Here is a 12,712-nt window from a genome sequence, read left to right on the forward strand (position 1 = left end):
AACAAGCAATGGCCAGCCCCGACCGCACCCTGCAATCGGTAAACCTCCCGCGCGAATGGAGCGTCGAGTCCTGGCGCAGCCGGCCCGCGATGCAGCTGCCGACGTATCCCGATGCGGTCGAGCTGGAGACAGTGCTTGGCGAGTTGCGGGGACTGCCGCCGCTGGTGACGTCCTGGGAGATCCTCGCGCTGCGGCAGCAGCTGGCGGAGGCGCAGGAGGGCAAGCGCTTCCTGTTGCAGGGCGGCGACTGCGCGGAAACCTTCGATGCGTGTTCGTCCGAGGTCGTGTCGAACCGGCTCAAGGTGTTGCTGCAGATGAGCCTCGTGCTGGTGCACGGGCTGCGCAAGCCCGTCGTGCGGGTGGGGCGCTTTGCCGGCCAGTACGCCAAGCCACGATCGGCCGACACCGAGACCATCGGCGGAGTGACCCTGCCGAGCTATCGCGGCGACATGGTCAACGCGCCAGCCTTCGATGCCGAGGCGCGTCGGCCGGATCCGCGCCGCATGGTGAAGGCGCACGCCCGCTCGGCGATGACGATGAACTTCGTCCGGGCGCTTATCGATGGCGGGTTCGCCGACCTGCACCATCCGGAGTACTGGAACCTCAACTGGGTCGGACATTCGCCGCTGGCGGACGAGTACCGCCACATGGTGGAGGCGATCGGCGACGCGGTGCGCTTCATGGAGACGTTGTCCGGCGCCGAGGTGCACAACCTCAACCGGGTCGACTTCTACACTTCGCACGAAGCGCTGCTGCTCCCGTACGAGGCCGCGATGACGCGCCAGGTGCCGCGTCACTGGGGCTGGTTCAACCTCAGCACGCATTACCCGTGGATCGGCATGCGCACGGCCGCGATCGACGGCGCGCACGTCGAGTATTTCCGTGGCATCCGCAATCCGATCGCGCTGAAGGTGGGGCCGTCGGTCACGCCCGATCAGCTGCTGCGGACCCTCGACCTGCTCAATCCCGAAGACGAGCCCGGCCGGTTGACCTTCATCCATCGCATGGGCGCCAAAGCCATCGCCGAACGGCTGCCGCCGCTGCTCGATGCCGTGCGGCGCGACGGTCGGCGGGTGCTCTGGGTCTGCGACCCGATGCACGGCAATACGGAGGCCACCGCCAACGGCTACAAGACCCGCCGCTTCGCCAACATCGGCAGCGAGCTGGAGCAGGCGTTCGACCTGCACGCCGCGGCCGGCACCCGGTTGGGCGGCGTCCACCTGGAGCTGACCGGCGAAGACGTCACCGAATGCATGGGCGGCGCGCGTGACCTGACCGAACTCGACCTGGAGCGGGCATACCGCTCCACCGTGGATCCGCGCCTGAACTACGAGCAGTCACTGGAAGTGGCGATGCTGATCGTTCGCAAGCAGGCCAGGCTAGGCGCCGGCTGACCGGCGGCTCGCCTACTCGTCAACCGTCCGCAGGAACCGCGGCGGCCGGCGCGCGAGGGTCGCCTGTTCGAGGGCGAATGCCAGCCCGATCAGTTCCGGTTCGCTCCACTTCGGGCCCATCAGCACCGCGCCGATCGGCAGCCCGTGGACGGCGCCGATCGGCACGGTGATGCTCGGATAGCCCGCGACGGCCGGTGCGCCGTACGCGGCCCCGCCGAAGTGGTCACCATTGACCGGATCGATCACCCACGCCGGCCCGGTGGCGGGCGCGATCAGCGCATCGAGTTGCTGCGCCGCCAGCGCCGCATCGATGCCGTCAGGCCCTGCGAGCCGCTTTGCCTCGCGGGCCGCCCTGCGATAGGCGGCGTCCGTGAGCGGCCCTTTCTGCTGCGCCTGCAGCAGCAACTCCTGGCCGAACCATTGCATTTCGCGGTCGGCATTCAACCGGTTGAACTAGATCAGTTCCGCCAGCGAACCGGTCGGGGTGCCGGCCGATGCGAGATAGCGATCGAGGCCGTCCTTGAATTCGTACAGCAGCACGGTGAACTCGGCCTCGTCCCAGTCGCCCGCGGTCGGGATCTCGGCGTCAACCACGGTGGCGCCGGCGGCCTTCATGGCCGCGATGGCCCACTCCATCGCGGCGTCGATGTCGAAGCGGCGGCCCATCTCATGCCGCAGCACGCCAATGCGCGCTCCGGCGAGTGCGTCCGGATCCAGCGCCTCCACGTACTTGGAGACCGGCCGTGCCGCCGCCGCGGCGGTGGCGTCGTCGGCCGGGTCCTGTGCCGATGCCATCACCGTAAGCAGCAGCGCCGCGTCGGCTACATTGCGCGCCATCGGGCCCGCGGTGTCCTGACTGTGCGAGATGGGAATGATGCCGCTGCGGCCGACCAGTCCCACGGTGGGTTTGATCCCGACCAGCCCGGTCATCGCGGCGGGACAGATGATGCTGCCGTCGGTTTCGGTGCCCACGCCGATGGCCGCCAGGCTGGCGGCCACGGCCGCACCGGTGCCGCTGCTCGAGCCGCACGCGCTGCGGTCGAGCACATAGGGGTTGCGCGTCTGCCCGCCGCGCGCACTCCAGCCCGAACTCGAGCGTGTGGAGCGGAAGTTGGCCCATTCGCTCAGGTTGGTCTTGCCGAGGATTACCGCGCCGGCTGCGCGCAGCGCTGCCACCACTGGGGCGTCGGTGCCGGGCCGGTGGCCGGCGAGGGCGAGCGATCCGGCCGAGTTCACCATCGGGGTCGCGTCGATGTTGTCCTTGAGCAGAACGGGAACGCCGTGGAGTGGCCCCCGGACCCTGCCGGTGCCGCGTTCGGCATCAAGGCGGCCCGCTTCAAGCAGCGCGTCGGGGTTGATCTCGATCACCGCATCGAGCCGGGGACCGGCATCGTCGATCGCAGCGATGCGGTCCAGGTAGGCCCGGGTCAATGCGACGCTCGTGAGCGTTCCGCTTTCCATCCGCGCGGAAAGCGTGGCGACGTCCGCCTCGACGATGTCGAGCGGGTCCGCAATCACGTGCGGTGTCGCCCCGAGCGCCGGGGCGGGGACGGGAGACGTCGCACAGCCGGCCAGCAGGCCGAGTACCAGAGCCGAACATGGGAGCAGCGGGCGAGTGCGCATGGTCGATTCCCGGACGACGGAATCGCGAGTATGCCCGCTCGGCAAAGTGGGGTCAGCGGCGCCTTTGGAGCAGGTCGAGCCCGAGCACTGCCACCACCAGCAGGTTGACCACGAGCACGGCGGCGGTGGGCCAGCCGGGTTGCCGGACCAGCGAGTACAGCTCGACTGGCAGGTACAGCGCCGCACCGATGCACCCCAACCACGAGGCCCATGCCTTGGCGCGCCACAGTCCCCACGCCTCCAGCACGCGAATGGCGCCATAGAGCAGGGCGATGGCGACGGCCATGTGCACGGTACCGGGGCCGATCGCGTCCAGCAGCATCCGGGTGCCGCCCTCGGGGTCGAGCCGGAGCCAGAGCCGCAGCGATTCGACCGACTGCTTCAGACTTGCCGGACCCAACCAGGCCAGTGCGCCCGACAGCAACAGCGCGAGCAGGCCCTTGCCCGCCTCGAACAGCGCGATCGCGCGCACGCTGGCGGTTGGCGCGTCGACAGCGGCGCAGTACGACATGGGTGAATGACGCGGGGCGGGGCCGGCGGCACGTGCGCCGGCCCGGAACCATCAACCGCCGCGGCTGGCGCGCTTGCGGTCGTTCTCGGTGCGGTGCTTCTTGCGCAGCCGGATCTGCTTGGGGGTGACCTCGACCAGCTCGTCGTCGTCGATGAACTCCAGCGCCTGCTCCAGCGACAGCTTGATCGCCGGGATCAGGCCCTCGTCCTTGTCGGTGCCGGACGCGCGGAAGTTGGTCAGCTGCTTGCCGCGAAGGGCATTGACCGTCAGGTCGTTGTCCTTGGAGTGGATGCCGACGACCTGGCCCTCGTAGATTTCCTCGCCCGGCTCGATGAACAGCCGCCCACGTTCCTGCATCGCGATCTGCGCGTAGGCCGGCGACGGGCCGGTGCCGTTGGAGATCAGCACACCGTTCTGGCGCTGGCCGATGTCGCCCTCCATCTTCGGGGCGTAGTGGTCGAAGACGTGGAACAGCAGGCCGGTGCCGGCGGTCAGGGTACGGAACTCGGTCTGGAAGCCGATCAGGCCACGCGCCGGGATGATGAACTCCAAGCGGACGCGGCCCTTGCCGTCGGGCTCCATGTTCTGCAGCAGCGCCTTGCGCTCGCCGAGCCGGCCCATCACGCCGCCCTGGAACTGCTCCTCCATGTCGACGACGAGCTGTTCGAAGGGCTCCTGCAGCTTGCCGTCGATCTCGCGAATGATGACCTCGGGGCGCGACACGGCCAGCTCGTAACCCTCTCGGCGCATGTTCTCGATCAGGATCGACAGGTGCAGCTCGCCGCGGCCACTGACCTTGAACTTGTCGGCGTCGGCGGTGTCCTCGACCTTCAGCGCGACGTTGTGCGCGGTCTCGCGGGTCAGGCGGTCACGCAGCTGGCGCGAGGTCAGGAACTTGCCGCCGCTGCGGTCCTTGACCCCGGCGAACGGCGAGTCGTTGACCTGGAAGGTCATCGAGATGGTCGGCTCGTCGACCGTCAGCACCGGCAGCTGCTCGACCGCGGACGGGTCGCACAGGGTGTCGGAGATGCCCAGCGGGTCGATGCCCGAGAACGCGATGATGTCGCCGGCGCTGGCCTCGGGCACCTCGATCCGCTCCAGGCCCATGAAGCCGAGCACCTGCAGCACCTTGCCGTTGCGGGTCTTGCCCTCGCGGTCGATCACGGTGACCTGCTGGTTGGTTTTCACCTTGCCGCGCTGGATCCGGCCGACGCCGATCATGCCGACGTAGTTGTTGTAGTCCAGCGAGGTGACGCGCATCTGGAACGGACCGTCGGGGTCCACGTCGGGCGCCGGCACGTGCTGGCAGATCGCCTCGAACAGCGGGGTCATGTCGCCGTCGCGCACGCTCTCGTCCATGCCGGCGTAGCCCTGCAGGCCGGATGCGTAGACGGTGGTGAAGTCGAGCTGCTCGTCGGTCGCGCCGAGGCGGTCGAACAGGTCGAAGGTCTGGTCCAGCACCCAGCTGGCGCGCGCGCCCGGGCGGTCGACCTTGTTGACCACGACGATCGGCTTGAAGCCCATCGCGAACGCCTTCTGGGTCACGAAGCGGGTCTGCGGCATCGGCCCGTCCATCGCGTCGACCAGGATCAGCACGGAGTCGACCATCGAGAGCACGCGCTCGACCTCGCCACCGAAGTCGGCGTGGCCCGGGGTGTCGACGATGTTGATGCGCCAGGTCTCGCCGGTCTTCGGATCGGTCCAGCGGATCGCGGTGTTCTTCGACAGAATCGTGATGCCACGTTCCTTTTCGATGTCGCCGCTGTCCATCACACGCTCGGACAGGACCGTGCGCTCGTTGAGGGTGCCGGACTGCTTGAGCAGCTGGTCGACGAGGGTGGTCTTGCCGTGGTCGACGTGGGCGACGATGGCGATGTTGCGCAGGCGTTCGATGGACATGCGGAAGGGCGCCAGGGGCGCGGCTCTTTCTGAAAGGAAGTCGGCCAGTATATAGAAAGTCCCTATCCGAACGGCGACGCCCCGGTGCTGGAGTATCCTTGGCGGTCGACGCATTCATCTTCCACCGGAGCATCCCCCATGAGCCTGATCGCCACCTTCGATACCGACCGCGGCCCGATCCGCATCCAGATGGAGCCGGAGAAGGCCCCGCTGACCGTGGCCAACTTCGCCAACCTGGCGCAGCGCGGCTTCTACGACGGCCTGAATTTCCACCGTGTCATCAACGATTTCATGGTCCAGGGCGGTTGCCCGCAGGGCACCGGCACCGGCGGCCCGGGCTACCGCTTCGAGGACGAGACCTCCAACGGCCTGTCGCACGATCGCGGCGTGCTGTCGATGGCCAATGCCGGTCCGGGCACCAATGGCAGCCAGTTCTTCATCACCCACGTGCCGTGCCCGTGGCTGAACGGCAAGCACACCGTGTTCGGCAAGGTGCTCGAGGGCATGGAAGTGGTCGACAGCATCAAGCAGGGCGACAAGATCAAGTCGGTGAAGCTGGAAGGCGATGTCGATGCCGCCATCGCCGCCAAGGCCGATCGCGTGGCCGAATGGAACAAGACCCTCGACGCTACCGGCGTGTAAAGCCGCGCGGTTGCCGCGACGGGGTTCTGCAGGGCGGCTTCAGCCGCGATCCCCGGGGCCATTCGCCCGCGCCCGTTCCGGATCGCGGCTGAAGGCGCGCCTGCAGGCATTCGGCCCGGCATTCCCGGGCCAAATTAGTTTCACGTGGTACTATTTTCCGGCTCACCGGCCGCTGCCGCGGCCGCTTTCGACCACCCCACCGAGGTCACCAAGATGCCCCAGCTCGCCCGGCGCATCGGTCGCGCCAAGCCCAGCGCGATCATGCAGATTGCCGAGAAGGCCAAGCGCCTGAAGTCCGAAGGCCGCGACATCATCAGCTTCTCGATCGGCGTGCCGAACTTCCTGCCCGGCGCCCACGTCTACCAGGCCGCCCGCGACGCGCTGGAACACGACAGCGGCCAGTACGGCAGCAACCGCGGCGCCGACGCGATGCTGGACGCGTTCCTGCAGCACATCGAAAAGATCGGCCTGACCGGCTACACCAAGGCCAACCTGGCGACCGGCGTCGGCGCCAAGCACGTGCTCTACAACCTCGCCGAGGCGCTGCTGGACGAGGGCGACACGATCGCCTTCCCGACCCCGTACTGGACCAGCTACCTCGACATCGCCGAGATCGTCAACGCCAAGGTCGACCTGCTGCCGTGCCCGCCCGAGCAGGACTACAAGCTGACTCCGGCCCAGCTCGACGCCGCGCTGGCGAAGAAGCCGCGCGTGCTGCTGTTCAACAATCCGTCCAACCCGACCGGCATGGTCTACGACAAGGACGAGATCGCCGCGCTGGCCGACGTCATCGCCAGGTACCCCGACACCTGGATCATCACCGACGACATCTACAACCGGATGGTGTTCGACGGCGTCGGTTACCACAACTTCGTGCACGTGCGTCCGGAACTCAAGGACCGGGTGATCTTCGTCGATTCGCTGTCCAAGACCTACGGCATGCCCGGCTGGCGCGTCGGCTTCATGGCGGGGCCGGAAGTCGTGGCGCAGGCCGTGGTGACGATGAACTCCAACCACATCACCAGCCTGCCGGAAGTCGTCAACGCCGCCGCCACCGCCGCGCTGTCGGGCCCGCAGGACGTGCCCGACGCCAAGTGCGCCGAGTTCCAGGCCAAGCGCGACCAGGTCATGGCGGTGATGGACTCGATCCCCGGCGTGGTCTGCCCGCGTCCGCAGGGCGCGTTCTACGTGTTCCCGGACATCAGCTGCGCGTTCGGCAAGACCCACGGCCCGACCGGCAAGGTCGTCGGCAACGACGTCGAGTTCTGCAGCGTGCTGCTGGAAGCCAAGGGCGTGGCCTGCGTGCCGGGCTCGGCGTTCGGCGAGCCGCGCGCGCTGCGCATCAGCTACACCTGCCCGACGCCGCAGCTGGCGCCCGGCATCGAGCGTTTCAAGGAATTCTTCAGCGAACTGAGCTGAAGCCGCCGCCGCGCCGGGTGAGTGCCCGGCGCGGCGTGCAATGCGAACTGCCGTCCGCGGTGACCGCCGTGGACGACGATCCCACCGTCACCATTCCCCGGAGATCGACCATGAAATCCCCCGTCCGCGTTGCCGTTACCGGCGCAGCCGGCCAGATCGGCTATTCCCTGCTGTTCCGCATCGCCTCCGGCGAGATGCTCGGCAAGGACCAGCCGGTCATCCTGCAGATGCTCGAGCTGCCGATGGAGAAGGCCCAGGCCGCGCTCAAGGGCGTGATGATGGAGCTGGAGGACTGCGCTTTCCCGCTGCTGGCCGGCATGGTCGGCACCGACGACGCCGAGGTCGCGTTCAAGGACGCCGACATCGCCCTGCTGGTCGGCGCGCGTCCGCGCGGCCCGGGCATGGAGCGCAAGGACCTGCTGCTGGAGAACGCCAAGATCTTCACCGCCCAGGGCGCGGCGCTGAACAAGGTCGCCAGCCGTGACGTCAAGGTGCTGGTGGTCGGCAACCCGGCCAACACCAACGCCTACATCGCGATGAAGTCGGCGCCGGACCTGAAGTCGGCGAACTTCACCGCGATGCTGCGCCTGGACCACAACCGCGCGCTGAGCCAGCTGGCCAACAAGGCCGGCGTGCCGGTCGGCGATATCAAGAAGCTGGTCGTGTGGGGCAACCACAGCCCGACCATGTACCCGGACTACCGCTTTGCCACCGTCGGTGGCGAGTCGCTGAAGGACAAGGTCAACGACGCCGACTGGAACGCCAACGAGTTCATCCCGAAGGTAGGCAAGCGCGGCGCGGCGATCATCGAGGCCCGTGGCCTGTCGTCTGCCGCCTCGGCCGCCAATGCCGCGATCGACCACATCCGTGACTGGGTGCTGGGCAGCAACGGTGACTGGGTCACCATGGGCGTGCCGTCCGACGGCAGCTACGGCATCCCAGAAGGCGTCATCTACGGCGTGCCGGTGACCACTGAGAACGGCGAGTACAAGCGCGTCGAGGGGCTGGAGGTCGACGGGTTCAGCCGCGCCGCGATGGACAAGACCCTGGCCGAGCTCGAGGAAGAGCGCGAGGGCGTCGCCCACCTGCTGGGCTGATCCGCACTATTGAAGTGTTATGGAAGGGCGGTCCTGACGGGGCCGCCCTTCGTTGTATCTGCAGGTCGGGGGAGGGTAATGGCAACAATCGCTTCGCACACCGGGAGCAAGGTGGCTCATCGGGGGCTTTTGCTTCTAGAAGCCGCTCTGATCGTGGCTCTGGCGGCGTTCCTTGCCGTCGAGTACACCCCCGAACCCTTCAGTGACTGGCTTTATTACTGGCAGGCCGCGGGCAATCCCGATCGTTATGAGCGCGGAGGTGCCGCCCTGGTCCTGCTTGGATGGCTCAAGCCGTTTGGCATGCCGCCGCACCTGACCATGCTTTACCTCAACCTGGTCGCGGGCGTCGCCACGTTGGTGCTGGCCCGCCAGGTGGACCCCACGCCGGGGAAATGGATCGCCCATCTGGTTGCGCTGTATCTGTTGCTGCTGGCCCCGTACTACGGAATCGTCCAGCTGGACCTGCTTGCCACGATGAGTCTCGGTATCGGGTTGATGATGATCCTGCATCCACCTTCGCGACTGGGGCAGGTGGGTTCGGCGGCATCGGCCATCTTCCTTGTCGCGGCCGCGGTATCCACTCGCCCGCAGTTCCTGCTGGTGCTGGCCACGTTGAGCGGATTGATGGTGCTGGTCTGGGTAGTCGGCCGGAAACGCCGTTCGGCTGCACCACTTGTCGCTGCTGGGCTGCTCTTCGCGGGTGCCTTGGCTGGCTTCGGATTCGACTCGGCACTGCGCGCCCATGCCGAGCGCAGCGGAGCGATCCGGACGAACTCCTCGGTGACGTTGTATTCGGGCCTGCTCGCATCCTCTTCCCAACTCGCCGATTGCGGTCGATGGTCGGCCGAGGCGACTGCCACCATGCGATCCGATCTGGGGAAGCCACTCGCACAGGCCGTGATCGATCGCCTGCAGGCGAAGCCGGCCGCCCATTGGATCGCTGTGATGGCCTGCAAGGTTCCGCAGATCGTTGCACCGCTGCCGTTTGCGTGGTCTTGGCTGATGGAATCGCCTTCCAGCAGCCCGCCTCCCCCTCGCGAGGTCATGCGAAACGTCGCGCTCGTGGAGCAACTGGTGTACCGCGCGCTGATAGCAGCGTTCTACGTCCTTGCAGTGTGGGTCGGGTGGAAGCAGCGATCGACTGGCCTGCTGGGCTGGCTGCCCCTTCTCTGGCTGCTTGCATTCGGACTGGTCCACCTCGTCTTCGAGGTGCAGGGGCGCTACTTCCTCGCAATGCTGTTCCTGCTGCCGGTCCTCTGCGCCCTGGCAATGCAGCGCAGGCCGGGCGGGCAGGGCCGCTCGGATAGAATCACGGCCTTGCCACCCCACGTGGAGAACACATGAGCCACCATTCCGCCGGCGCGCGTTTCCGCGATGCCGTCGCCACCGAATCCCCGTTGCAGGTCATGGGCGCGATCACCGCCTACGCCGGCCTGATGGCCAAGCGCACTGGCTACAAGGCGCTGTATCTGTCGGGCGGCGGCGTGGCCGCCAACTCGCTCGGCGTCCCGGACCTGGGCATCAGCACGATGGAGGACGTCCTGACCGACGCCCGCCGCATCGTTGACGCTACCGGCATGCCGCTGCTGGTCGACATCGACACCGGTTGGGGCGGGGCGTTCAACATCGCCCGCACCATCCGCAGCTTCGAGCGCGTCGGCGTCGCCGCGGTGCACATGGAGGATCAGGTCGGACAGAAACGCTGCGGCCACCGCCCCGGCAAGGAGGTGGTGTCGAAGGGCGAGATGGTCGACCGGGTGAAGGCGGCAGTCGACGCCCGCACCGACGGCAGCTTCGTGATCATGGCGCGTACCGACGCCGCCGCGGTCGAGGGCATCGACTCGGCGATCGAGCGCGCCGTGGCTTACGTCGAAGCCGGCGCCGACATGATCTTCCCGGAGGCGATGAAGTCGCTCGAGGACTACCGCAAGTTCAAGACCGCCGTGAAGGTACCGATCCTGGCCAACCTGACCGAGTTCGGCTCGACCCCGTTTTTCACTACCGACGAGCTGCGCGAGGCCGGCGTCGACATCGCGCTGTACTGCTGCGGCGCCTACCGGGCGATGAACAAGGCGGCGCTGCATTTCTACGAGACGGTGCGCCGCGAGGGCACCCAGAAGAACATCGTCGACACCCTGCAGACGCGCGCCGAGCTGTACGACTTCCTCGGCTACCACGCCTACGAAGACAAGCTCGACGCGCTGTTCGCGCAAGAGAACAACAAGGAGTAAGCCATGAGCGAAACCACCCTGCCCAAGCCGAAGAAATCGGTCGCCCTGTCCGGCACCGCCGCCGGCAACACCGCGCTGTGCACGGTCGGCCGCAGCGGCAACGACCTGCATTACCGCGGCTACGACATCAAGGACCTGGCGACGAAGTCGACCTTCGAGGAGGTCGCCCACTTGCTGGTGCACGGCGCGCTGCCGACCAAGGCGCAGCTGGACGCCTACAGGACCAAGCTGCGCCGCCTGCGTGGCCTGCCGGCGATCGTCACCGAGGCGCTGGAGCTGGTGCCGGCCAACGCCCACCCGATGGACGTGCTGCGCACCGGCTGCTCGGTGCTGGGCACGGTGCTGCCCGAGCGCGACGGCCATCCGGCCAGCGAGGCGCGCGACATCGCCGACAGGCTGATCGCCAGCTTCGGCTCGATGCTGCTGTACTGGTGGCACTTCACCCGCAACGGCCGCCGCATCGATGTCGAAACCGACGACGACTCGGTCGCCGCGCACTTCCTGCACCTGCTGCACGGCGAGCCGCCGAGCGCGCTGCACGCCGACGCACTCGACAAGTCGCTGATCCTGTACGCCGAGCACGAGTTCAACGCCTCGACGTTCACCGCGCGCGTGATCGCCGGCACCGGGTCGGACCTGCATTCGTGCATCACCGGCGCGATCGGCGCGCTGCGTGGGCCCAAGCACGGCGGCGCCAACGAGGTGGCGATGGATATCATCAGCCGCTATGCGACCGCCGACGAGGCCGAGGCCGACATCCGCGCGCGGATGGAGCGCAAGGAGATCGTGATCGGCTTCGGCCACCCGGTGTACACCGTCGGCGACCCGCGGAACCCGATCATCAAGGAACTGAGCCGCAAGCTGTGCAAGGACGGCGGCAACCAGGTCCTGTTCGACGTGTCCGAGCGCATCGAGAACCTGATGATGGACACCAAGAGGATGTTCCCGAACCTCGACTGGTACAGCGCCAGCGCGTACCACATGATGGGCATCCCGACGCCGATGTTCACCCCGCTGTTCGTGATCGCCCGCACCACCGGCTGGAGCGCCCACGTGATCGAGCAGCGCGAGGACGGCAAGATCATCCGCCCGAGCGCGAACTACACCGGGCCGGAAGACCGCGACTACGTACCGCTCGACGCACGCTGAGCGCGGTGGCATCGCGAACGGAAAAGGCCGCTCCCGGGAGCGGCCTTTTTCATGTCCCGCCGAAGGCCTGCCTCAGGCCAGGCCTTCATCCCGCAGCACCTTCTGCACGTCAGGATCGGCTTCCATGCGCGCCTTGAACGCGGCGACGTGCTCCAGACCGCGCATGTCCACGCCGAGTCGGTGTGCCCAGCGCACGGTCATGTAGAAGTACGGATCGGCGAAGCTGCGGAAGCCAGCCAGCCATTCGCGATCGGCGAGCCGCCGGTCGGCGCTCTCCATCAGTCCGCGGATGCGCACGCGCGCGGCGTCGCCGAGAGGCGCGTACTGCGCCTCGTCGGCGATGAACTTGCCTGGCGCGAACAGCGGGGTGAAGGCGGGATGGAGGTCGGCGTTGACGAAGGACAGCCAGCGGGTGGCTTCGGCTCGGTCATGCGCACCGCCGTCCCCGGCAAGGTGGCCGTCGGGAAAACGGTCGGCGATGTAGCCCAGGATTGCCGCGTTCTGGGTCAGCACGAAGTCGCCGTCGACCAGCACCGGCACCGTGCCTGCCGGATTGAGCGCCAGGTAGCCGGGCGCCTTGAGCGATTCGGCGGTCATCAACTCCACCTCGAACGGGCAACCCGTCCATCGCAGGGCGATGTGGTCGGCGGTCGAGCACGCGCCGGGCTTGGTGTACAGCTTCATGGTGCCTCCTGATGGCGAACGTACGGTCCACGCGGATGCGAAGACGGGCCGGCATTGTCGCCG

At 67.6% G+C, this 12,712-nt stretch carries 10 protein-coding genes and 1 pseudogene; 7 read left to right on the forward strand and 4 right to left on the reverse strand.

All coding sequences use genetic code 11. From position 1 onward, the window contains the following. Nucleotides 1-8 precede the first annotated feature (8 nt). Entirely contained in the window at nucleotides 9-1,394 is a 1,386-nt protein-coding gene (locus U8331_RS04165) for a class II 3-deoxy-7-phosphoheptulonate synthase (protein WP_481132354.1), read from the forward strand. A 12-nt stretch (nucleotides 1,395-1,406) separates the two neighbouring features. Here the strand turns inward: U8331_RS04165 and U8331_RS04170 are convergent. From U8331_RS04170 to typA, 3 genes and pseudogenes are all read right to left on the reverse strand, one after another. Further along, nucleotides 1,407-3,017: pseudogene (locus U8331_RS04170) on the reverse strand (amidase). A gap of 52 nt (nucleotides 3,018-3,069) precedes the next feature. After that, complete coding sequence (locus U8331_RS04175) at nucleotides 3,070-3,528, reverse strand: DUF2127 domain-containing protein (RefSeq protein ID WP_481132355.1); 459 nt, start codon at nucleotides 3,526-3,528, stop codon at nucleotides 3,070-3,072. Nucleotides 3,529-3,579: 51 nt separating this feature from the next. Continuing rightward, nucleotides 3,580-5,427 (reverse strand): translational GTPase TypA, encoded by a 1,848-nt coding sequence (gene typA / locus U8331_RS04180; RefSeq protein ID WP_481132356.1) that lies wholly within the window; start codon nucleotides 5,425-5,427, stop codon nucleotides 3,580-3,582. Nucleotides 5,428-5,565: 138 nt separating this feature from the next. Here typA and U8331_RS04185 point away from each other — a divergent pair, with 138 nt between their 5' ends. From U8331_RS04185 to prpC, 6 genes are all read left to right on the forward strand, one after another. Beyond that, nucleotides 5,566-6,069 carry a peptidylprolyl isomerase gene (locus tag U8331_RS04185; protein WP_481132357.1) on the forward strand — a complete coding sequence of 168 codons (504 nt, stop codon included), beginning with the start codon at nucleotides 5,566-5,568 and terminating at the stop codon, nucleotides 6,067-6,069. 213 nt (nucleotides 6,070-6,282) lie between these two features. Next, entirely contained in the window at nucleotides 6,283-7,488 is a 1,206-nt protein-coding gene (locus tag U8331_RS04190; protein WP_481132358.1) for a pyridoxal phosphate-dependent aminotransferase, read from the forward strand. 110 nt (nucleotides 7,489-7,598) lie between these two features. Continuing rightward, nucleotides 7,599-8,585 (forward strand): malate dehydrogenase, encoded by a 987-nt coding sequence (locus U8331_RS04195; protein WP_481132359.1) that lies wholly within the window; start codon nucleotides 7,599-7,601, stop codon nucleotides 8,583-8,585. Nucleotides 8,586-8,663: 78 nt separating this feature from the next. After that, complete coding sequence (locus U8331_RS04200) at nucleotides 8,664-9,929, forward strand: hypothetical protein (RefSeq protein ID WP_481132360.1); 1,266 nt, start codon at nucleotides 8,664-8,666, stop codon at nucleotides 9,927-9,929. Beyond that, nucleotides 9,926-10,816 (forward strand): methylisocitrate lyase, encoded by an 891-nt coding sequence (gene prpB, locus U8331_RS04205; RefSeq protein ID WP_481132361.1) that lies wholly within the window; start codon nucleotides 9,926-9,928, stop codon nucleotides 10,814-10,816. The genes U8331_RS04200 and prpB overlap by 4 nt, the downstream gene beginning before the upstream one ends. A 3-nt stretch (nucleotides 10,817-10,819) precedes the next feature. Beyond that, nucleotides 10,820-11,965 (forward strand): bifunctional 2-methylcitrate synthase/citrate synthase, encoded by a 1,146-nt coding sequence (gene prpC / locus U8331_RS04210; RefSeq protein ID WP_481132362.1) that lies wholly within the window; start codon nucleotides 10,820-10,822, stop codon nucleotides 11,963-11,965. Between the two features lie 72 nt (nucleotides 11,966-12,037). On the opposite strand, the gene U8331_RS04215 is transcribed toward prpC, so the two are convergent. Further along, nucleotides 12,038-12,649: a glutathione S-transferase N-terminal domain-containing protein gene (locus U8331_RS04215; protein WP_481132363.1), complete on the reverse strand. Its 612-nt coding sequence runs from the start codon at nucleotides 12,647-12,649 to the stop codon at nucleotides 12,038-12,040. Nucleotides 12,650-12,712: the final 63 nt, after the last annotated feature.

The organism is Lysobacter sp. CC-YZS074, from assembly GCF_056739745.1.